The sequence below is a fragment of the Sporosarcina contaminans genome (genome assembly GCF_042679045.1).
Classification (GTDB): domain Bacteria; phylum Bacillota; class Bacilli; order Bacillales_A; family Planococcaceae; genus Sporosarcina; species Sporosarcina contaminans.
In genome coordinates, this window is record NZ_JBHTLT010000033.1 from 1 (window position 1) to 22,645 (window position 22,645).

Below are 22,645 nucleotides of genomic sequence, written 5' to 3' on the forward strand. Positions count from 1 at the left end.
TGGGTCCTTATTTTTATTCAAATATTAATCAAAGCCGGTGAACTTTTACTCGTCGTAAAAGTTCACCGGCTTTTTCAATTAGAGGTGGGTTTTGTCCCAGCCTCTTTATCACCGCACTTTTTTTACCTTTGCGCTCCATAGTAATTTTGGTATGGATATTGATATTGGTATGGATGAGGGTATGGATATTGATTTTGAGAGGGAACCGTTTTACGGCAGTCTTTAGGCGGTCCGATGATGACGGAAGATTTGATTGGCGAGATTGTTCTTTTCCATTGGTTTTCATCCAAACAATACGTATGAGCCATTATTTCAGGTGGCGTTAATGATAGTAGATCAGACCCAAGAATGATTTCCGGAGTTGGTGCATCGAAAATAGCAAATAGGTGGGTACTGTCAGCTGTTGCAACTTCATAATGCCACCAGCCTCGTGGAATATTGACGAGCTTTCCGGGAGTTAGTGAATAATGCTGAAGTTGTTTGGTGAACGGATTGAGTATAGAGACTAATGCACTGCCGGAAATGCAAAAGACGATCTCTTCGGCATTTTGATGATAATGCGGTTCAATGACATTATCTTTACTAAGGTGAATATCAAGAAATGAGACGTTTTTTAACGTGTTCAGCTGTTCAACGCCCGTGACATTTATATAATTCCGATTATCCTTCTTGAAAAAAAGACTATCCTTCATGTCAAAAACAAACTGCGCCGTAGGCAATGAATAATCGATTGAAGAACTCAATGCTACATCCTTTCTATTAAATATTGACTTCATTCTATACAGGATATGTAGGCGGATGGAAGGGAGTGAGGAAAAAGCTTTCCAAAAAGTTTTAGTGCTCTTTGAAACGGTCAGTATTCTTTTGACAATACTATTAATTATTTCCGATATAAAAGTACTATGGATTTTATAAATTCTACTATAGGACAAATTTATTTGAGTTATCCATACATTTAGTATAATCCAATATAATCCGACAATTTCTTGTTTTGAGAGATGAGTTGGTTATTAAGAGTCCCTGAACTTATTATTCTAAAAGGAGGAAGTGATCGTTATGAAATAACATGAATCCACACACACTGTCGTGAATCAGAAAGAAAAGGGTTTGTGATTCAACAACGACCTCTCAACAAGCGAACTAATTGTAATGAGCTGGAAAACCTTCTGCAGACTACTGACGAGGTAGTGCAGTACAGCGAAATGACAGGCAACATTGGTATAATCAGTCGTATAGATTCAAAAAACGTTATGAATAATGAAAAATGGAAGCATATGAATGATTAAAATGACTATGAAGGAGAGATAAATGATGGAAGTAACGTCAATTGCTACTTTTGAGTGTGAGATTGTTTCGAAGGAATTTAAATTGATTGGGCAAAGCATTACAGCGAATTATCCACAATCATTTCCGAATGCGGCGATCGAAGTCCAAGTAGAGTTCTTGAAAAAAGTGGACGAGATAAAGAATTGCAAAAACAAAAAAGTATTATTGAGTCCATATATGTGTAACGATATTATGGCAACTTATTTCGCATGCCTCGAAGTTGAAGAAATTGCTGATGTACCTGAAGACATGGTCGGTTTTGCAATTCCTTTAATGAAATACGCAAAAGTGAGCTGTTCGAATAAGACGATTGACAAAGGATATTCAAAGATCTTCGAATGGATGGGTGAAAACGGTTATAGCCAAAAATGGTATGACAAATCATTTCCAATAGAGATTTATTACTTGGAAGGTGCTGAGGAAGAAATTGTTGAAATTTTAATACCGATCAATGAATAAAAATGGACGGTCTTCTATCGATCTTGTAATACGACTAAAAAACGTTCGTTTTTAATTAGATAGGTGCACTGAAAATAAAAAAGACATCAATTCATTCTTTATTTGAATTGGTGTCTCAGCTTGTTGACAAACGCTCGCATACTGCGTTGCTCGTCTCGCTCGTCCCCTCATGAACCTAAGTTCTATTCGGGTCTTCGCTCGACTTCGCGCCTTGTCTGACAAGCGTTTTCAAGCCAAGCTGGGCAAACACCTATCTCATGACTACAAACCTTAAAAGGACTGTAGACAAAGTAAAAAGATACTTTGTCTACAGTCTGAGACATCAATTCATTCTTTATTTGAATTGATGTCTTTTTCTTTGGTAATTCAATCATGTTTTGAGTCCATATCATAGTGTAAATGGGAAAAGGCCATTTCCATCTTTCTGTTAAAATGTTATCAACCACGATAAAAGGCTATCATGTCCGCTACTCCAAGTAAAGTTGTGCTTAGCGTGTTTTATGCGAATCCATATCCAATTTTGTTTTCGTTTGATCAAGTTTCTTCAGAAGGATCAACTTGGCGGGATATTGCAATAATATTGAAAACAGGCAAAAAGGAAATTACACAAGATGAAGGACTTGAATGGATTATGCATTGTTGACGGTGCTTATGCGACCGAATTGAGAGGTTTATACGTTATTGTATGATCTTTTGCGTATTGAAAGTAAGTTTTCATGCATAGGTGCTGAGTGGAAGCTCCTATTTTATTAAAAGGTAATAAAATGTTGTCCCCATTATGCTGCTGTATGCTACTATTCTCACCTTTTTCCATTTTTAGATTGTGTCCAAAGCTATACTTGGAAGTGAAAAAATATTACAAAAAGTCTCATAGGCTAACGATTGTGAGAATGTTACGATGAAGATGATTAATAGCCTATCACTATATGTATGTAGTGGGAGTGTTTCAAAACATCCTTTTGGGAGGAGAATAGGGACATGACGAGGAGAAAATGGAAAAGACGATTAAATGGATTGTTGTCGATCGGGCTTGTGGCAAGCTTACTGTTGCCTGCCGTACTTGCGTTGGCGGAGGAAGCAGATAATGAGCGTCTGGCAAATGACTTGCTCATTTCGGAGTATGTTGAGGGAAGTGGCTTTAACAAGGCAATTGAGCTCTATAACGGAACAGGAGCAGAAATTGATTTAAGCGCGTATACGTTGGAGCTGTATGCGAACGGAGCTGTCTCGGCAAATTCCAAATACGCATTATCAGGTATGTTGGCAAATGACGAAACTATTGTACTTTATCATCGAGATGCAGTGCCTGAATTGAAAAGCAAAGGGGATGTTGAAAATTCGACGGTAACGAATTTCAACGGCGATGATGCGATTGTCTTAAAAAAATTTGGCTCTGTTATCGATTCTTTTGGACAAGTCGGTGAAAGGCAAAATTGGGGAACTGACGTAACGCTTGTTCGGAAACCGGGTGTATTGTCTGGCGATACAATTGAAGATGACCCGTTTAATCGCGATGATGAGTGGATCGTTTATCCAAAAGATACATTTGATTATTTAGGGTTCCATAAGCTATATGGAGACGGTGGCGGCGAGGAGATAGAACAACCTGAGCCAGCCGAAGTGGTGCCAATCGGAGAGGCACGTAATATGGAATTAGGTGCAACAGTGACCGTCAAAGGGATTGTCGCGGCAAATTTGAAAAATACAATTTCTGTTCAAGATGCAACGGGAGGAATTGCAGTCCGGCCTACGAGTCTTGCCATTGCAGTCGGGGATGAAGTAACGCTAACTGGCAAGTTGGCTGATTACCGCGGGCTATTGCAACTGGAACAAGCAAAAGTTGTTGAGAATGCCGGTAATGTAGGCAATCCTACATCAAAAACAGTTACTGGGGCAGAACTTGGGGAAGCGATAGAATCACAATTAGTGACGATTCATAACGTCGTTCTCTCCGATGTAGAAGTAGGTGGCGGATGGGCAAATTATCTAGCAACAGATGGCCATGAATTCATCGTTCGAGATGAAACAGCGACTTTGGATTTAACGGTAGGGACAACTTACGATTCCATTACGGGGATTGTTCAGCAATTTGATGATGCTTATCAGATTATTCCACGTTCTGCACAAGATATTGTCATCGACAGTACGGTCGTTCAGCCGGTTGTCGCAAGTCCGGACAGCGGCACATTTGTTGGCGGTGTAACGGTTTCATTGGAAACCTATACGCCGAATGCTTCTATTTTGTATACGTTAGATGGACTGGACCCAATCGAAAACGGTGCAACGTATGCTGAACCTATTTTTATTTCTGAAGATACTGCGATCAAAGCTGTTGTAAAGACAGAAGATGGCCGTTATAGCGATGTACGAACTTTTACGTATCGCATAACGGAAAGCTTGAAAATCCATGATATTCAAGGGAGTGGCCATGTCTCTCCATTTAACAATCAGATGGTAGAGGGCATTGAAGGAATTGTCACGTACAAATATGAGTTGAATGGCTCAACGTACTATCACATTCAAACGCCCGATGACGAGCGGGATGGTGACTTGAATACTTCAGAAGCCGTTGTGTTGTACAGTGGGAAAGATGTTTGGAAATTATCTATTGGGGATTTGGTTTCAGTCACTGGACAAGTGAGCGAATATGCTATAGACGGTTATGATGATCGGCAGCAAACCGATTTGAAGACGACTCAAATTAATATCCGGGATGATCGTGGAGGAAAAGTCGAAATCGTAAAACGCAATGTACCTTTGCCGAAGCCGTTTATTATTAATGAGGAGAATTTGCCAAGTCAATTTATTGCAAGCCATCAATTTGCTGAGTTTGATCGGGAAAAATATGCAGCAGACTTTTGGGAAAGCCGGGAAGCAATGATTGTACAAGTCGGCGATGTAAAAGCGGTTGGACCGCAACAGCATGGAGATCTTGTAACCGTTTTCGCAAATGAACCGACAGATACTCGAAACGGCGGCATTTTATTAGAAGAGGACGATGCCAATGCGAATCGGGTGCAGTTCAGATTAGAACCGAATAGACCGGCACGTGATTTTGAAGTCGCAACAGGAGATTATTTCAATGGACCGATTCAAGGAGTTGTCGGATATTCATATCAAAACTATAAAATCTACACATCGTTAGATGAAATGAAAAAAGTCCATGTAAAAGGCGAAGCTGCTCCTGAAACGACAACAATTGTTAAAGCGGACGATAAGCTGACAATTGCATCGTATAATTTGGAAAACTTTTCAAACAATCGGAAGACGACTACGGATGATAAAGCAAGGAAATTGGCGAGAGCTTTTGCGGTAGATATGCAAAGTCCTGACATTGTCGGAGTTACGGAAGTACAAGACAATAATGGGCCCGATGCTGGGAATTCAAGCGCAAACGAAAGTTATGAGCGACTCATAAAAGCGATTGCAGATGCCGGAGGAGCAAATTATGAGTACGTGAATATTGATCCGGTCAATAATGCGGATGGCGGTCAACCGAATGCGAATATTCGCGTTGGATTTTTATACAATCCTGACCGTGTAAAGTTATCAGAAGGAATGCCTCATGGCGATGCGACGACATCTGTCGGCTATGAAAACGGCAAGTTAACATTGAATCCGGGACGTATTGATCCGAATCATAAAGCATTCAATAATAGTAGAAAGCCTTTAGCTGCACAATTTGAGTTTCAAGGAGAATCTGTAGTGGTCATTGTCAACCATTGGAATTCGAAAAATGGCGACACACCACTGTTTGGAGCAGTGCAGCCGCCTATTAATGGCAGCGAGGTGCAACGCAAGCAAATCGCAGAAATTGTCTATCGTTTTATTCGTGACATTAAAACCGATAATCCAAATGCGAATATTGTATCTCTTGGGGACTTCAATGACTTTCAGTTTTCAGACAGCTTGAAAATCCATGAAGGGGACCTTATGACAAATCTTATTAACCATGTTGAGAAGAAAGATCGTTATTCTTACGTGTTCCAAGGCAATTCGCAAGTGTTGGACCATATTTTAGTGTCCAATAATCTTGTCGATCAAGCTTTGATTGATATTTTGCATATTAATGCCGACTTCACGGACATGGCAGGCCGTGCGAGCGACCATGACCCAGTTATGGTGCAAATCAGCTTTGAGGAACCGGTAGTGTGGGAGCCAGTGCCGATTAAAAAAACCTATACGCTCATTGGAGAACATAAGAAGAAGCTGAATATTGCTGAACCGAGTGTAGCGATCTATATGGATGGTGCTTCCTCGTTGAAAGAAGGAGTCTATTTAAAAGGAGATTATGCTGAATTGACCGGTGAAGGATTCAAAACGAATCTTGTCATCATGCAGCCGAAGAAGAAAGGCTTAATTGTTGATTTAAAAGGAACGGAAATGGGGCATATTATCGTGAAAGGCGACCATCCACTTGAAATTAGAGGCGCAGAAAACATTCATAAAATCGACTTTGTCAAAGGAGCAGATTCTTCGAAAGTGTTGTTTTATAATTCAAAAGGCAAGCAAATTGAACTACCAGTAAATGGAGTATCGAATGTTAAAGGTTCACTCGAAGAGTATCAGAACATATAAGATGATGGGGAGGAAACCAAGGGTCTAGTCCCTTGATTCAGACTGTAGACAAAGTATCTTTTTACTTTGTCTACAGTCCTTTTAAGGTTTGTAGCCACTATATAAGTGTTTGCCTATCTTGGCTTGAAAACGCTTATCAAATAAGGCAACCTAAGAACGCCACGTCCTAGAGGTGCCTTAATTTCTGCAAAGAACGCAGAAATACGGCAAATCGAACCCTTCGCTGTTCGATTCGCAGTATGCGAGCGTTTGTCAACAAGCTGGGTTTTCTATTTATATCAGTACTGCAAAGTAATGGAAATGATAGCGTTTTTAATAAATTTTTTTTACAAATATATTAATAATCTTATTGACCTAAGACCAATCTACTATTATATTAAAATTAATCGTTTAATCTGAATCCCAAGGAGAATGGTCATGTCAATAGGAAAGAAAATTTATGCGGGTTTTGGGGCTGTTTTAGTAATTTTAATTGTAATTTCAGCTTTTAGTATTTACGAGTCGCGCAATATTACGTCATCGTACGAAAAGATGCTCAACAACCGGATGAAACAATCAGAGTTATCTGAGAGAATTCAGAAGGAGATGGGAATGCAAGGCTTGTATATACGTGCTTATATCCTGCAAAATGATGAAAATCTATTACCGATGTTGCAAAATCATCAGCAAAGGTTAAAATCGGCGGTTGATGAATTATCTACATACACTCACTCGGATGAAATGAAAAGCTTAACGGCAATTGTGAAGGAAAACATATCATTGTTCGACGAAGCAGCTACCGAAGTCATTGATCTTGCCAAAGCGGGAAAGACGATGGAAGCTTTGAAAGTATTAAACGGAGAAGCTAGTGAGGCTAATATAAACATCGAAGCTGCAAGCGTTGAGATTATAGCTTATCAAGAGAATCAATTGAAGCAGGAAAGAGCAGAAGTTGAACATACCGTAAGAATAGCGGAAATTGTTCTATGGAGTGCGATCATTATTGGGCTTATATTAGGAGCATTGATTGCTGTGACGATCGCTAATGCAGTATCAAAACCAGTTCGCAGCTTAGCAAATGCAGCAGTAAGAATTGCGGAAGGGGATTTAACCGTTCCAAATATTGAAGTAAAGTCGAAAGATGAAATAAAGGAATTGGCTGTTTCTTTTAATATGATGAAAGATAATTTGCAAAAGCTTATCAGTGAAGTGAATGGAAGTGCTTTACACGTAACAGCTTCGGCGGAGCAACTTTCTGCCAGCATGGATGAGGTTGCAAGAGCTTCACAGGAACTAAGCGGCAATATGGATTTTTTATCGAACGGCTCGAAAACTGCTGCAGCCTCTGCACAAGAGAGTTCAGTTGCAATGGAAGAGACGTCCGGTGGATTACAAAAAATTGCCGAGTCTACGCAGCTTCTGAAATCTACTGCTGCTGATACAATGGTCATCGCTGAAAATAGCGAAGAGTCCATCGAGACGGCGAAGGGGCAAATGGCACTCATTTATAATTCATCCAACAAGATGAGTGAACTCATTAGAAGATTGAGCAGGCAATCAGTGGAAATCGAAAAGATTACGAAAGTGATTACAGAAATAACAGAACAGACGAATCTCCTATCGTTAAATGCTGCGATTGAGGCAGCTAGGGCGGGAGAGCATGGCAAAGGTTTTGCTGTTGTAGCAGACGAGGTCAGAAAATTAGCGGAAGAATCAAAGCAATCGGCTAGCCAAATTGTTTCGTTGATTGCAGAAATACAAAAAGATACAAAAGATGTAGAAATGGCAGTAGATGAGAGCTTGAAAAATGTTGGATCAGGTGTGGAGACGATTGAAGTAGCAGGCGAAGCATTTACTAGAATCATTGCTTCGGTTAACACGATGTCCGACCAGATTGAAGAAATTTCATCCGCTACAGAAGAAATTTCTGCAAGTGCGGAAGAAGTTGCAGCTTCAGTCCAAGAAATTTCTTCACAAGCAACCGATTCATCGAATACGACGGAACAGAACGCAGCCGCCATTGAAGAACAAATGGCAACGATTGAAGAAGTGAACGCTGTAGCTCATGATCTAAGCAAACAAGCGATGGAACTGCAGCATATGGTTCAAAGATTTACCATTTAATAAATAAAGGAAGGACTGCCAACTGCGCATTCAGCCGCTTGACAGTCCTTTTTTAAAGTTTAAAGACTTATCGGATTTCTAAAACCATCCTGCTTGCGGGCAATGTTGGCATCCGTACAAAGTTGATCGATAAGTCTTGATCTTTTACAACTACATAATCCAAGTCATTCACAAGGAATGATAATGTAGCTTTCATAATTGAAAGCGTTAAACCTTCACCAGGGCATCGGTGCCCGCGTGCTGGATCACCTCCTCCTTGAGGAACAAAATTGTAAAGATCAATTTTTTCATCTATAAATCTTTCCGGCTTAAATTCATTTGGACTTTGCCAAATAGTAGGATCGTGATTTGTACCATATAAGTCAATTAATACCGTGTCTCCCTCATGAAATGAATAACCTTTCCATTCAAAATCAGTACGTGCCTTCGCTCCTAAAAATGGAGCGAACGGATAATAACGGCGTACTTCCTGTGCGAACATCTCCAACTCACTATCTGTTGCATTTGAAAGTTTGTCTTCATATTCCGGATGATCGTGCAAGGCAAGCGCGCTGAAAACGACAAAACGGGCAACTGCTACTATGGGGCGTAGTACATTGATCAATTCTACAGCGGCGCTCTGAAGATCGAGTAATTTTCCATTTGCATCTTTGTATGTTGCAATTTTCTCAATGGCTTTGCCGACACTTTTGAATTGTCCATTGCGAAATTCAGAAAGTATATTTTTGATCCAATCCTCAGTGCGCTTCCTAGCTTTTCTGCCTTCTTGATAACGTGGGCCGACACCGCCTAAGGCGTCAATCAAAGCTCCTAAATCATATGCGCGTTTCGATACTTCGCATTCTTTAAGAGGTACGCCAGCCCATATACATGCTACTCGGCATAACACCTCTTCCGCTTCATCGAATAATATGATACGCTCTCCTTTATTCCATTTTGATGCTTGAGCATTCCATTGTTCTACAGTCAGTTTATGGATGTACTGTAGTCCTTCTTCACTCATCATAGATAGAAATAAATGTTTCAGAGCGCTATGTTGCTTTCCCTCCATCGTTTGAATTCCATTTTCTCCGAACAACGTCTTTTGCACCCTTTTCGGGATTGCCCCAATTCGTGTAAAACGGGAAGAGTCATAAAATAATTCGACAGCATCGCGTCCGACCATACAAATCATCTTTTTCCCCAATAACGTCGTTTCAATAATCTCGGAATTATATTTATCGAATCTATTGTGTAAAAAACAATAGCCTTCCGTTAACAATTGAAAAGTATGATCCAGTCCTTTATCAGCAGGTATTTGCATGATATGCCAACTCCTATTTATATGATGATACTGTAATATTCCCTAAATAATTGCTCAGTAACATCAAATTACAAGGAATTTCGATGAAATTATTTATATAAAAATAATATACAAAAATGTTGAAAAATATATTGTTTATCGAATCTTCTTAGTATACTATTAATCTAATAAATATTCATGAATTGGAATAAGGGGGAGAAATGATGAGCAAAAAGGGGTTTTTGCTATGTTTTGTCATGTTGCTATCTGCTGCATTACTTGCTGCATGCAGCGGTGACGGGTCATCGGATAGTGGATCTGCTGGCAATAAAAACAGCGAAGGAGATAACCGCACACTGACGATCGCAATGGGATCGGATATTGTTAGCTTCGATATTCATAATCATAACAATACTTCTACGGAGGCTGTCCACGACAATATGTTCAATTATCTTTTCAAAAGAGATGATAACAATGAAATCCAGCCAGAGCTTGTTGATACGTTTGAACAATTGGATGATGTGACAGTGCAGATGAAATTGAAAGAAGGCGTGAAATTCCATAATGGGGATCCACTCACTTCAGAAGATGTCAAATTTACGCTTGAGCGTGTAGCGACAGATGACACTTTAAAAGAGTTCCCGAACTATAAACAAATTAAGCAAGTAGATATTGTCGATGACCTTACATTCAATGTCGTGACGCATGCACCAGAGCCTTCATTGTTCCATAGACTGTCTCGGTTAGGTTCAGGTATGCTCCCGAAAAATTATATTGAAGAGAATGGATGGGATCATTTCCTGTCGAATCCTGTTGGAACAGGTCCATACAAATTTAAAGAATGGATTCGTGATGATCGGATTGTTTTAGTTCCATTTGAAGACTATTTCGAAGGTAAAGAAGAGGAGTGGGATGAAGTCGTATTCCGTGTTATTCCTGAAAATTCAACTCGAGTTTCAGAGTTGCTGACAGGCGGTGTAGATATTGCAGTAAACGTGCCGCCTAGTGATTGGGATCGTGTCGATAAAAATGAGGGAACGTCAATGAAGAAACAAACTTCAAATCGTACGATTATGTTGATTTTGCGTGCAACTGAAGGGTATCCAACAGCAGATGTCCGCGTTCGCCAAGCAATTGATTATGCAATTGACGATGGCTCATTGGCAGAGCATGCATTAAAAGGCGGCGGAATCCCGACACGCACACGGGTGGGGCCAGGGAACTTCGGGCATAATCCGGACTTGTACGACACATATAATTTTGACCTTGAAAAAGCGAAGGAGCTATTAACCGAAGCAGGTTATCCGGATGGATTTGAAATGACGTTGCACTCACCTAAAGGCCGCTATTTGCAAGATGCAGAAGTGACAGAAATGATCGCGGGTATGCTTGCACAAGTCGGTATTAAAGTGAATATCGAATTCATGGAGTGGAGCAATTTTGTAGAAATGCGTACTGCGAAAAAGAATAAGGATGCATATTTATTAGGTCTGGGTAATTCCATGTTTGACGGTGCTTATTCTGTTGACTGGTATCGCGCGGAACGTTTCGAAGGAGAAACGGATTATAAGAATGATGAAATCGAAGAGTTGTTGAATGCGTCTGCTACGAATATGAACCCCGAAGAGCGTGAAAAACAAATACAGCAAATAGAAGAAATTGCGGCTGAAGATGTTCCACATGTCCAGCTTTACCAAGAAACCATTAATACAGGGGTAAACGATCGAATTGAATTCAACCCGCCTCAAGATGAAATGATCTACGTCCCGAAAATCAAACGAAAATAATTGAAGCAGCCGTGGGCCGGGGTTCTTTCCTGGCCTTGCTGTTTTTCTTGAATGATTAGGGCTATAAAAAATTAGTAGCGCACGCAGAGCTTGATTCGGTGTTGATACAGCATTTCACATCATATAAAGACTTCGTAAACAAGTTGTAAGGGAGGTATCATTTGGATGCTGAAATTCCTATTAAAAAGACTGTTGGAATTCATTCCGGTGCTATTGATCATTTCATTTATCGTTTTTTCGCTCGTGTTTGTTGCAGGAAATCCAGTTGCACTAATGTTGCCAGAGGATGCGAGCCAAGAAGATATTGAACGGTTAACTGCTGCGCTCGGACTTGACCAGCCATTTATCGTGCAATATGGAAAGTATATGTTAGGGCTATTGCAAGGAGATTTTGGAAACTCATTTCGATACAACACAGAAGCATTGCCGTTAGTCCTTGAACGGTTACCTGCCACTTTGGAATTGGCTGCGGCAGCTATGCTGATTGCAATAATAATTAGCATACCGTTCGGAATTTGGTCAGCGACGAAAAAGAATACTTCAATGGATCTTTTGGCAACTGGTGGAGCGGTTCTTGGCAAAGCGATGCCGAATTTCTGGCTTGGAATAATGCTAATTTTGCTATTTTCTGTCACATTAGGATGGTTTCCAGTATCAGGAAGAGGCACTGTTGCCCATTTAATATTACCTGCTATTACATTGGGGACGGGCATTGCTGCGGAAATGACAAGGCTCATCCGCTCGAGCATGGTCGAAATCTTAAGTCAGGATTACGTCAGAACTGCGAAGAGTAAAGGAATTCGTGACTTTTTCGTTGTTTATAAACATGCTTTCCGAAATTCTCTTATACCTGTAGTAACGATTACAGCACTCCAAACTTCAACGCTTGTCGGTGGTGCTTTAATTACAGAAACGGTATTTTCATGGCCTGGATTGGGCCAGCTTCTCATTCAAGCAGTCAATACGAGGGACATGGCGATTGTACAGGCGAGTGTATTCATCATTGCTATTTTAGTCATTTTGATGAACTTATTGGCAGATGTCATTTACCGAATTTTGGACCCGCGTATTAAATACAGTTAAGGGGGGATCGAAATGTCAGCAAATATTCAACATACAGCCGATCCTATCGGAATAAAAAGCGAGAAGAAAAAAAGGAATGCGTTCGTCAGCTTGTCCAAATCGCTTTTAAAAAGCAAGACTGGAACATTCGGTTTTTTGATCATCATAATTGTGTTTTTCATAGCTGTTTTCGCTCCTCTTTTGGCACCTCATGATCCGAACGCAATTAATCCAGTCAAAATGCTGCAGCCTCCTTCCTGGTTAGATGGAGGAGAATCTGGATACTTTTTAGGAACCGACAACTTAGGACGTGATATTTTAAGCAGAATCATTTACGGATCAAGAGTGTCCTTGCTTGTTGGAATTTCATCCGTCATTTTAGCTGGCATAATTGGTATTCTCATTGGTCTTGTATCGGGATATTACGGCAAATGGATTGATGCGATTCTCATGCGACTTGTCGATTCATTTTTATCAATCCCCAATATTTTATTTGCGTTAGTTTTTTTAGCGGTATTTGGACCGAGCGTGCCAACATTAATCATCGTATTAGGCGTTACGAATTGGACTGCGTACGCGAGAATTGTAAGAGGGGAAACGCTTTCCATTAAAGAACGTGAATATGTACGGGCGGCTCGTTCATTAGGCGTTAAAAATGTAAAGATTATTGTCCGCCACATATTGCCGAATGTCATTTCATCTTTTATTGTCATTTCGACTTTAAGCGTTGCGACTACGATTATTTTGGAAGCCTCACTAAGCTTTTTAGGATTAGGCGTACAACCGCCGACCGTTTCTTGGGGCGGAATTTTGAGCGATGGCCGTGATTACTTAGCGACAAGCTGGTGGTTGGCAACATTCCCAGGCTTGGCGATTACGATTACAGTTTTGGGCATCATCTTCTTAGGAGATTGGCTGCGTGATGTCTTAGACCCTCGTTCACAAAGCCGGAGTTAAGGAGGATGGCGACATGAATACAGAAACGATCTTGAAAGTGGATAATTTGCATACGTACTTTAAGACAGAACATGGCAAGGTGCCTTCGGTAAATGGTGTTTCCTTTGAAGTGAAGGAAGGAGAGACACTTGCGATCGTAGGTGAATCGGGCTCGGGGAAAAGCGTCACATCGCTATCTATTATGGGGTTGATTGAGGCCCCGGGCAAGGTAGAAAAGGGCAGTATCCTTTTTGAGAAAACAGATTTGACAAAAATAGATAAGAAAGCGTATCGCAAATTAAGAGGGAATGAAATTGCGATGATTTTCCAAGAACCGCTTACGTCACTTAACCCTTTATTTACAATTGGCAATCAATTATCTGAAGCAATTAAATTGCATCAGAAAGTAGATAAGCGGGTTGCAAGAGTAAAAGGAATTGAAATGCTAAAGCATGTTGGAATACCAAGGGCAGAAAAAGTTTTTGATTCGTATCCGCATGTGTTGAGCGGAGGCATGCGCCAGCGGGTCATGATTGCGATGGCGTTATCATGCAATCCGAAGCTGCTCATCGCCGACGAACCGACAACAGCTTTGGACGTAACGATTCAAGCACAGATTTTAGAGTTAATGAAGAAATTATCTACTGAAAATAATACTGCGATTTTATTGATCACCCATGATTTAGGTGTAGTGGCAGAAATGGCGGATAAAGTCGTTGTCATGTATGCCGGGCAAGTAGTTGAGCATACAGACGTTTTCACGTTGTTCAGTAACCCGAAGCATCCGTATACGAAAGGGCTCTTGGACAGTACGCCGAAATTTCATGAAGCGGAAGAAGAGCTATCGTCCATTCGGGGTACGGTGCCTACGCCAGCCACAATGCCAGTCGGATGCAAGTTTCATCCGCGCTGTCCTTTTGCTACGGAACAATGTATTGTTCAAGAACCCGTTTTAGAGGAAATTTCGGATGATCATCAAGTGAGATGTTGGCTTTATGCAGAAAAGGAGGCTGTCGTTTCATGAAAGACAATTTATCTGTTCAAGAAATGGACAAACGGCCTTTATTGGAAGTGCAAAATCTAAAAAAACACTTTGAAGTGTCAGATGGGTTTAGGAAAAAGAAATTGCTGAAAGCTGTTGATGGAATCAATTTTTATCTAAATGAAGGAGAAACGTTAGGAATCGTTGGAGAATCAGGCTGCGGCAAATCGACAACAGGTAATCTATTAATTCATTTGCTTGAGAAAACCGATGGTAAAATTATTTTCAATGGAAAAGATTTAGATCAGCTGACGAAAGAGGAAATGCGAAAATCCCGTGCGGATATTCAAATGATTTTTCAGGATCCGTTTTCATCCTTAAATCCTCGTATGCGAGTCGTTGACATTATTGGCGAGCCGTTGAAAACGCATACGAAGATGAAAAAGAATGAAATTCGTGAAAAGGTTTATCAATTGATGGATGCAGTAGGCTTAGATCGTTCTTACGGCAGCCGTTATCCGCATGAATTTAGCGGTGGGCAACGCCAGCGAATTGGCATTGCAAGAGCAATAGCGTTACGGCCTAAGCTCATTATTTGCGATGAACCAGTATCCGCATTAGACGTTTCCATTCAAGCCCAAATACTGAATTTGCTTATTAAGCTGCAAAAAGAGTTTTCTTTGACGTTCATTTTTATTGCGCATGGCTTGCCAGCTGTGAAATATATTAGTGATCGGATTGCAGTTATGTACTTAGGGAAAATTGTAGAAATTACAACGAAGAATCAATTATTCAATCAACCGATGCATCCGTATACAGTAAGCTTGGTGTCAGCGGTGCCCTTGCCAGATCCTTTCATTCGAGATACGAGAGAACGGATCATTTTGGAAGGCGATATACCAAGCAACGTCGATATCCCTTCAGGATGCAGGTTTCGGACGCGTTGTCCGTATGCGCAAGAACGATGCAAGTTAGAGGAACCGGATTTAGTTGAGCTGGAAAAAGGCCATTCTGTCGCTTGCCATTTTCCGTTTAGAACGATTCAAAACAAGAAAGGGGAAGATGAGCTTGAAGGAATTTCTGCAAGCAAATGAACAAGAAATGCTGAACCTATTGGAAAGGTTAGTGAACATTGATTCGGGTTCAACAAATAAAGAGGGAATCGATGAAGTCGGAACAATTTTGAAAGCTTGCTATGAGGAAATCGGTTTTACAACAGAAGTTTTTAAGAACGATCAAAATGGAAACAATTTATTGTTCACTTATAAAGGTGCAGAGAAACCTTCACTTGTTTTTGTCGCGCATATGGATACCGTCTTCAAAAAGGGAACTGCTCAAAAGCGTCCTTTTAAAATTGAAGGGAACCGCGCCTATGGACCAGGGGTCATTGATATGAAAGCGAGCCAAGTTGCACTTTTATACGCAATGAAAGCATTGAAGGAGAACAATGAAGATGCTTTAAAATCCGTTCAAATCATCTTGAATGGAGACGAGGAAATTGGTTCGCCGACTTCAAGAGGATTAATTGAATCAACGGCGAAAGGAAAGAGCTATGCCCTAATAATGGAGCCTGCACGCAAAGATGGCTCTTTAGTAACAGCCCGACGTGGAGGAGGGCGATATTCCATATATGTGAAAGGGAAAGCAGCCCATTCGGGCATTGAACCGCAAGCTGGAATTAGTGCGATAGAGGAGCTAGCCCATAAAATTGTCAAACTGCATGCTTTAACAAATCATGAGGAAGGAATTAGCGTCAGCGTCGGTTTGATTGAAGGAGGAGAGTCGGTCAATACGATTGCTCCATCTGCGGTCGGGCATGTGGATGTTCGCATTACTTTAACAGAACAAGCAGCCATTTTGGACCGGCAAATTCGGGAAATATGTGCAACGCCGGACGTTTCAGGCACTTCTATTACATTGGAAGGCGGCATTAATCGTCCTCCAATGGTGAAAAACGACATGACAATTATGCTCTTGAATATCATTAAGGAAAAAGGCCGCGAGTTGGGGATTGACATTACCGATGTCGCAACGGGTGGGGGATCAGATGCATCGTTCACTTCGGCAGTTGGTGTACCAACAATCGACGGGTTAGGACCTGTCGGCGGCGGAGCCCATAGTGAAGAAGAATATTTGGAAGTCCCCTCTTTAATTGAAAGAACAAATTTATTGGCAGAACTATGTGTCGAATTATCGAAAAAAACAAGTGTAACTGTATAAAGAATGCAGTAGAGGCCCCGATCGCAAATCATTCGGAGCCTCTTTCTTTTTCAATCGATAAATGAAGGCGGAGATCATTACTTACATGAGCCAATTCTTCATCGTCCACTACGTAATACCAAATGCCGTCAATCCACTTGCCATGACCTTGTGTCAGCATCAATTGTTCCACGTCCTTTGCCGCTTCACGATAGTTTTTCTGAATATCGATCATATCGTCTAATGTCATATTTGTGCGTACATTCGTTTTAATTGCATCGAAAATTTCTTTCACATTTAATAGGCTGTTTAATGACGCGCTCCGGCGTAAAACCGCTTGAATGACTTCTTTTTGACGATCTTGACGGCCAAAATCGCCCCGAGGATCATGATAGCGCATCCTGACATATGCCAATGCTTCTTCACCATTCATTTGAATTAAACCTTTAGGGAATGAAAACCCTTCCTCGCTAAAAGCCATCGTATTTTCAACAGTAATGCCATCTAATGCATTAATAATCTGTTGAAAGCTTTCCATATTCACTTGTACAACATAATCGATCGGCAAATCCAATAAATGCTCCACGCTATTTAAAGACATTTCAATACCACCATATGCATAAGCGTGATTCAATTTATCTTCAATATTTTTTCCGACAATCAGTGTGTATGTATCTCTCGGAATGCTAAGCATTTTTGTCGACTTCAGTGTAGGATTCACTGTTAAGACGATCATTGTGTCGGATCGTCCTCTATCTCCATCCCGCTCATCAACGCCTAATAATAGAACAGAAAAAGGGTCTTTCTTTTGAAAAACAATAGGTTCCTCTCTTTTTTCAGAAACCTGCCGTTCCATAGGCACATGTATTTCTTTCGCTGTTTCTGTAACCTGTTTTAAGAAAAAGAGACTATAAATTGTAAGTGCCATTAGGGAAATGCCGATGATCCCGATCGCCAATCGAATTGTGAACTTAAGTTTATTGCTCATAATTACGCCCCCACTTTGAGTATGAAACATTCGTTGGTAATAGTTTACGCAATTGACTAAAAAAGTAGTCGGCGTGCTCCTTAAAATATAGTTACAGAATGTTCAATATATAACTTGTACTCTGAAATTTTGATTGATAATATGATAGTGAATGGGAGACGAATCGAAAAAAGGAGTGGTGAGGATTGGGGTTTATGACGGATGTTTTGCGCAAACATGTTGAGGAACAACCTGAAAAAATATTTACTTCTTTTAATGGCCGTAATTGGACGTACAAAGACTTTTTTGGAAAGGCAGAAAAGGTAGCAGCATATTTTCAGGAAAAGGGATATGAGAAAGAGGATATCATTGCCCTTTATACATTAAATTCGGATCTCTTTTTAGTATGTTATTTCGGAATCCAGCTAGGCGGATTTACAGTTATGCCCGTCAATACAAAGTTGACTGCCCCAGAAGTGGAATATATCTTCAACCATTCTGAAGCAAAAGCGATCATTTATGATGAGCGTTTAAATGAGATTGTTCATAAAATAAATCATTCATTCAATGAAAAGATATCACTATCTGATTTGGATAGCATATTTGAGAATGATGATCTCCTTTTCGAGCCGAAAAAACAATTTGGGGATGATGTAGCTGTTGTGATGTATACATCAGGGACGACGGGCAAGCCAAAAGGTGTCATGCTGACAAATCAAAATATCCTTTCGACAGCAACGATTTGGGCTGAAGCAATGGAGATTACTAAATCGGATCGCATGTTAATCTCCACACCACTTTTCCACTGTGCAGCAAGCCATGTTTTTGCCGTACCTGTTACGTTGAAAGGCGGAACGATCATTATCGAAGAGTCCTTCTCTCCAAAGGAAACGCTGAATTTATTGCAAGCTTCCGAAGCGACCATGTTTTTCGGTGTTCCGTCCATGTATACGATCCTATTGAATATGCCAGAAATTAAAGACGTAGAGCTGCAAGCCTTGCGCCTATTCTGTTACGGAGCGGCTCCAATGCCATATGAAATATTAAAAAAGCTGAAGGCTGCGTTCCCTCAAGTGAAAGTTCAAAATTTGTACGGTCAAACAGAAAATACGCCCGCCGCATCGACTTTGAAAGATCATTTGGCACTAAAAAAAATCGGTTCTGTCGGAGAAGCTTTGCCTCAAACTGAATTGCGCATTGTAGATGAATACGGCAACTTCCTACCTGTTGGCCAAGTAGGTGAAATTGTAATGAAAGGGCCGCAAGTGATGAAAGGCTATTTGAAAAATGAAGAGGAAACCAAAAGAGCGATTCGAGATGGGTGGCTGTACACGGGTGATCTTGGCAGAATGGATGATGACGGTTTGCTTTATATAGTTGATCGTAAAAAAGATATGATTATCCGGGGCGGTGAAAATGTCTATCCGGTTGAAGTGGAAGAAGTGCTGTATCAACTTCCGGAATTGATGGAAGCAGCGGTAATTGGAATTCCACATGAGGTATTTGGGGAAGTGCCGAAAGCGTATATCGTCGTCAAGAAGGGTCAAACATTGACAGAGCAGGATGTCTTTGCACATTGCGCAAAAAACCTTGCAAAGTATAAAATTCCTCATGAAATTGAATTTCTTGATGAGCTTCCGAGAAACGCTTCTGGCAAAGTGCTAAAGCATACGTTGAGGAAAGAGGTAAAGTCTATCGTAAATGAATGACAAATGGCTGTCGAATTAGTCCACACCAGTCCTGTTGTTTTTCACATCCAATACTGAAAGAAGTTTCAAGAATGGCACCATTTTTCAAACCAACAAAAAAAGGGCTAACACAGAAAGTCAGTTTTCACTGAGCTTCTGGATAGCCCATTTTGTGGATTTAATGATAGATCCAAATCAAACTAAATGCAACTGACCTCTAAAAGTGATACTTGAGGGGTTACGATGATACGGATTTACCTATATTTCGTTATCCAACAGACGATTTTTAATTTAAATCAATAAGTATTTTGGCATGACTTTTATCTTTTTCCAGTAATTCGAGTCCATTTTCAACTAAGTCATCTAAAGCAATTTTTTTAGTGATTACTTTCTTAACATCCATTCTTCCCGAAGCTATTAAATGAATGACTTCAGGGAAGATATTACAGTATGAAAAAGAAGCTGTAATGTTAATTTCCTTCATCATTAGATGTTGCGTTACATCGATTGATACTGGTTTTCCGAAAGCGGCTATAACCATCAGTTGACCGCGTTTCTTCAAAACAGTTAGAGCTGTATTAAATGTAATTTCAGCACCAGCCGCTTCATATGCAATGTCCACACCATGTTCGTGAAGTGATAAGATTTTTTCAGTTGGATTTTCCTCCATGCTATTGATGGTGATAGTTGCTCCAACTTCTTTTGCCAATGCTAGGCGTTCGTTTGAGATATCAACTGCAATGATTTCAGCAGCCCCTGCCGTTTTAGCAGAAATGATCGTTAATAGACCAATAGGGCCAACGCCAAAAACGACAACGGTTTGACCAACTTTTAATTGACTTTCTCGAACTGCTTGCAAAGCAACAGCTGTTGGTTCTATAAGGGCCCCTTCTTCCAAGGAGACATTTTCAGGAAGTTTGTGGACCATTCTTTCATTCATGACAGCATATTCTGCAAAGCCGCCATTCGATTGAACGCCCAAAAATGCAAATTTATTTGCCAAGTTATATCGACCTTGTCGAACGTAGACATCATCATCGGGATATATTAAGGGCTCAATTGCTACGCGATCACCAACTGCTACGTCTGTTACATCTTCGCCTATTTCAACAACGGTACCAGCGAATTCATGCCCAAGAACTAAAGGAGCTTGTACACCGGTTAACTCATTTGGTTCGGTTGGTATTCCTAACCCATAATGATACGCATGCAAGTCGCTGCCGCATATACCGGCCCAACTTACTTTTACCTTTACATCTTTTTTGGATACAGAAGGTTCGTTAACTTCCTCAATTTTCACATCTTTGACTCCATAAATAACAGCTGCTTTCATTATACTTTCCTCCTTGATGTACCTATATTGTTTAATTGCTCCGCCATCATAACAAGCCATGTCATTTCATCCGCTTGTATAGTTGCAAACTTCACAAGTCCATCTACCTCGCGAATGATCAGAACGTGTCGCCTGCATTGTATCTCATCTTGTCCATCTAAATGTTTACCTTATCTATTCGAATTTGCTCTAAAGTTAGTTCTTTCAGCGAGTCACCCTCTCTTTTTTCGAGAAATGTTCGAAAAGCTAAACGCCGTTTCATTTGTATGTACAAACGTTTATGATAAATATTGTATTCATGTAATTCTTTGTTGTAAATAAATATGCTTCAGCTCAGTCCTATTTACTTCATAATCAATGAAGAACCGAAACACAGTTGGATTGGGTATGAGGTAAAACACGCTTACGTACCGATACTAACTCCTGTATAAATATTTCCCTTTTTATAAATTCAGTGATTGCTGCTACGCTAATTGTTTTAAATACGATTAAATGTAGCGATTAAAAAACCCAGCTAATCCTCTCATGAAGATTGCTGGGTTCAGCTTGTTGCTTTACAAAATGACAGAATGGTTGCTTTGAGATGAAGTGCAACTATTTTATTTGCCATTCAATTTATTTGCAAAATCGGTCAAAGACATCGATGAGTGAACGCGTTGGCGCTGGAGAGACATAATCGGATCGCCCCGATGGACATTACCTTCATCTATTGTAAAGGCAATGGAAATTCCTACATCTTGTAATGCGTTAATAGCGTCAATACTATATTTACCATATGGATAGGCATGCGCTGTCACTTTATAGGGAGAACCTAAAATGTCTTCAATTGTATCATTCGCTTCTTTTAAATCCATCATTATTGCGAAATAAGATTCGGATTGCAAAAAGCTTAAGTTGGTAAGCGAATTGAACATATGGAATCGATGTGTGTGACTTTGATATTCGAATACATCGGCGGTTGCTTGTATGGATTCTGCTGATACCATTCCGGGTCGACCGATACGGCTCGTAATTAGGAATGAAGTCGCTTGAAAACCATTTTGTTTTAAAATTGGATAAGCGAATTCAGTTATAGATTCGTACCCATCATCGAATGTAATTAACACTGATTTTTTAGGCAGTTCCAATTGTCTACGCAGCCATAATTCTAATTGCTCCGTAGTAATCGTTGTCCAGCCATTTTTCTTTAAATAGCGCATTTGCTCTTCGAATTTTGAGATTTCAAGCACTGATACATTGTCGTCCGTTTTCACTTTTGTTAGGTCATGATACATAAGTACTGGGATACCCGCATCGACATGAACATCATTTTTATGTATATAACCCGTTTTCCCCCCAAAATTGATTGGGTAATAATCTCCTTTTGCCCGCTGTAAATCAATTGTCGTATTCGGCTGTAGCTGACCGATTTCTTTTCCTTGTTTGGAAGGAGAATGGAGAATGGAAACTCGTTTTATCGTTGTCGCTTTTACTGGATGAGCACCTTTCAATGAACCGGGAGTGTCCTTTTTTACTTTTGCTCGTTTTTTCGAAAATTTCACTTCTTCATTTCCGATTACAGTGTGATAATACCTGTCGGACTCTTTCAATATAGTATGAGATGTTCCTTTATTAAAAACAGCGACCTTTTGTGCTTCTTTATAGACAGGCGTTGTTTCTGTAATGCTAACGGTCAATGGGCTCTTCGCCTGTATTGTTGCTGGTGCTATAAATAGTAGTAGCACTATGAAATAAATGACTTTTTTCAAAATGATTGCTTCCCTTCGGCTAAATAAGTTCCAATTACTATATCGACAGGAGGCTATAAATTGTTAATGCATTTATGTATTACAAAGTGATACCAATGTAAGATGCTCATTTATTAGTTACGAAAAAAAGAAAAAAATATAATACTTTAATTTAACAGAAAAGCAGTCTTGTATTTTTAATTCAGATAATGTAAG

At 40.2% G+C, this 22,645-nt stretch carries 15 protein-coding genes; 10 read left to right on the forward strand and 5 right to left on the reverse strand.

The annotated features are described in order from the left end of the window. Positions 1 to 122 precede the first annotated feature (122 nt). A complete protein-coding gene (locus ACFQ38_RS06780) occupies positions 123 to 743 on the reverse strand; it encodes a cupin domain-containing protein (protein WP_336822416.1) in 621 nt (206 codons plus the stop codon). A gap of 565 nt (positions 744 to 1,308) precedes the next feature. On the opposite strand from ACFQ38_RS06780, the gene ACFQ38_RS06785 reads away from it, so the two are divergent. The 3 genes from ACFQ38_RS06785 to ACFQ38_RS06795 all read left to right on the forward strand — a co-directional run bounded on the left by ACFQ38_RS06785 (position 1,309) and on the right by ACFQ38_RS06795 (position 8,466). Beyond that, positions 1,309 to 1,785: a GyrI-like domain-containing protein gene (locus tag ACFQ38_RS06785; protein WP_336822415.1), complete on the forward strand. Its 477-nt coding sequence runs from the start codon at positions 1,309 to 1,311 to the stop codon at positions 1,783 to 1,785. Between the two features lie 978 nt (positions 1,786 to 2,763). Then, positions 2,764 to 6,363, forward strand: coding sequence for a lamin tail domain-containing protein (locus tag ACFQ38_RS06790; RefSeq protein WP_381480157.1), 3,600 nt, complete (start codon positions 2,764 to 2,766; stop codon positions 6,361 to 6,363). 417 nt (positions 6,364 to 6,780) lie between these two features. Further along, positions 6,781 to 8,466 carry a methyl-accepting chemotaxis protein gene (locus ACFQ38_RS06795; protein ID WP_381480158.1) on the forward strand — a complete coding sequence of 562 codons (1,686 nt, stop codon included), beginning with the start codon at positions 6,781 to 6,783 and terminating at the stop codon, positions 8,464 to 8,466. 67 nt (positions 8,467 to 8,533) lie between these two features. Here ACFQ38_RS06795 and ACFQ38_RS06800 read toward each other — a convergent pair whose 3' ends face one another. Next, a complete protein-coding gene (locus ACFQ38_RS06800; RefSeq protein WP_336822412.1) occupies positions 8,534 to 9,769 on the reverse strand; it encodes a cytochrome P450 in 1,236 nt (411 codons plus the stop codon). Positions 9,770 to 9,972: 203 nt separating this feature from the next. On the opposite strand from ACFQ38_RS06800, the gene ACFQ38_RS06805 reads away from it, so the two are divergent. The 6 genes from ACFQ38_RS06805 to ACFQ38_RS06830 all read left to right on the forward strand — a co-directional run bounded on the left by ACFQ38_RS06805 (position 9,973) and on the right by ACFQ38_RS06830 (position 16,735). After that, positions 9,973 to 11,535, forward strand: coding sequence for an ABC transporter substrate-binding protein (locus ACFQ38_RS06805; RefSeq protein ID WP_381480159.1), 1,563 nt, complete (start codon positions 9,973 to 9,975; stop codon positions 11,533 to 11,535). Positions 11,536 to 11,700: 165 nt separating this feature from the next. Further along, positions 11,701 to 12,618 (forward strand): ABC transporter permease, encoded by a 918-nt coding sequence (locus tag ACFQ38_RS06810; protein ID WP_336822410.1) that lies wholly within the window; start codon positions 11,701 to 11,703, stop codon positions 12,616 to 12,618. Between the two features lie 12 nt (positions 12,619 to 12,630). Beyond that, positions 12,631 to 13,554, forward strand: a complete 924-nt coding sequence (locus ACFQ38_RS06815) for an ABC transporter permease (protein WP_381480160.1) — start codon at positions 12,631 to 12,633, stop codon at positions 13,552 to 13,554. A gap of 13 nt (positions 13,555 to 13,567) precedes the next feature. Further along, complete coding sequence (locus ACFQ38_RS06820; RefSeq protein ID WP_336822408.1) at positions 13,568 to 14,557, forward strand: ABC transporter ATP-binding protein; 990 nt, start codon at positions 13,568 to 13,570, stop codon at positions 14,555 to 14,557. Beyond that, positions 14,554 to 15,609, forward strand: coding sequence for an ABC transporter ATP-binding protein (locus tag ACFQ38_RS06825; protein WP_381480161.1), 1,056 nt, complete (start codon positions 14,554 to 14,556; stop codon positions 15,607 to 15,609). The genes ACFQ38_RS06820 and ACFQ38_RS06825 overlap by 4 nt, the downstream gene beginning before the upstream one ends. Then, complete coding sequence (locus ACFQ38_RS06830) at positions 15,584 to 16,735, forward strand: M20 family metallopeptidase (RefSeq protein ID WP_336822406.1); 1,152 nt, start codon at positions 15,584 to 15,586, stop codon at positions 16,733 to 16,735. The genes ACFQ38_RS06825 and ACFQ38_RS06830 overlap by 26 nt, the downstream gene beginning before the upstream one ends. A gap of 28 nt (positions 16,736 to 16,763) precedes the next feature. Here the strand turns inward: ACFQ38_RS06830 and ACFQ38_RS06835 are convergent, their stop codons facing one another. Continuing rightward, positions 16,764 to 17,702, reverse strand: coding sequence for an LCP family glycopolymer transferase (locus ACFQ38_RS06835; RefSeq protein ID WP_381480162.1), 939 nt, complete (start codon positions 17,700 to 17,702; stop codon positions 16,764 to 16,766). A 194-nt stretch (positions 17,703 to 17,896) separates the two neighbouring features. Here ACFQ38_RS06835 and ACFQ38_RS06840 point away from each other — a divergent pair, with 194 nt between their 5' ends. Next, a complete protein-coding gene (locus ACFQ38_RS06840; RefSeq protein WP_336822443.1) occupies positions 17,897 to 19,390 on the forward strand; it encodes a class I adenylate-forming enzyme family protein in 1,494 nt (497 codons plus the stop codon). Between the two features lie 265 nt (positions 19,391 to 19,655). Here the strand turns inward: ACFQ38_RS06840 and ACFQ38_RS06845 are convergent, their stop codons facing one another. Next, positions 19,656 to 20,702, reverse strand: coding sequence for a 2,3-butanediol dehydrogenase (locus ACFQ38_RS06845; RefSeq protein WP_336822404.1), 1,047 nt, complete (start codon positions 20,700 to 20,702; stop codon positions 19,656 to 19,658). 599 nt (positions 20,703 to 21,301) lie between these two features. After that, the gene (locus tag ACFQ38_RS06850) at positions 21,302 to 22,450 is read right to left on the reverse strand and encodes a polysaccharide deacetylase family protein (RefSeq protein WP_336822403.1); all 1,149 of its coding nucleotides are present in this window, start codon (positions 22,448 to 22,450) and stop codon (positions 21,302 to 21,304) included. Between the last annotated feature and the right edge of the window lie 195 nt (positions 22,451 to 22,645).

Coding starts and splice junctions, on each gene's coding strand:
- ACFQ38_RS06845 (WP_336822404.1), bottom strand. CDS start 20,702: ATGAAAGCAGCTGTTATTTATGGAGTCAAAGATGTGAAAATTGAGGAA.
- ACFQ38_RS06785 (WP_336822415.1), top strand. CDS start 1,309: ATGATGGAAGTAACGTCAATTGCTACTTTTGAGTGTGAGATTGTTTCG.
- ACFQ38_RS06795 (WP_381480158.1), top strand. CDS start 6,781: ATGTCAATAGGAAAGAAAATTTATGCGGGTTTTGGGGCTGTTTTAGTA.
- ACFQ38_RS06805 (WP_381480159.1), top strand. CDS start 9,973: ATGAGCAAAAAGGGGTTTTTGCTATGTTTTGTCATGTTGCTATCTGCT.
- ACFQ38_RS06820 (WP_336822408.1), top strand. CDS start 13,568: ATGAATACAGAAACGATCTTGAAAGTGGATAATTTGCATACGTACTTT.
- ACFQ38_RS06790 (WP_381480157.1), top strand. CDS start 2,764: ATGACGAGGAGAAAATGGAAAAGACGATTAAATGGATTGTTGTCGATC.
- ACFQ38_RS06840 (WP_336822443.1), top strand. CDS start 17,897: ATGACGGATGTTTTGCGCAAACATGTTGAGGAACAACCTGAAAAAATA.
- ACFQ38_RS06825 (WP_381480161.1), top strand. CDS start 14,554: ATGAAAGACAATTTATCTGTTCAAGAAATGGACAAACGGCCTTTATTG.
- ACFQ38_RS06815 (WP_381480160.1), top strand. CDS start 12,631: ATGTCAGCAAATATTCAACATACAGCCGATCCTATCGGAATAAAAAGC.
- ACFQ38_RS06810 (WP_336822410.1), top strand. CDS start 11,701: ATGCTGAAATTCCTATTAAAAAGACTGTTGGAATTCATTCCGGTGCTA.
- ACFQ38_RS06835 (WP_381480162.1), bottom strand. CDS start 17,702: ATGAGCAATAAACTTAAGTTCACAATTCGATTGGCGATCGGGATCATC.
- ACFQ38_RS06800 (WP_336822412.1), bottom strand. CDS start 9,769: ATGCAAATACCTGCTGATAAAGGACTGGATCATACTTTTCAATTGTTA.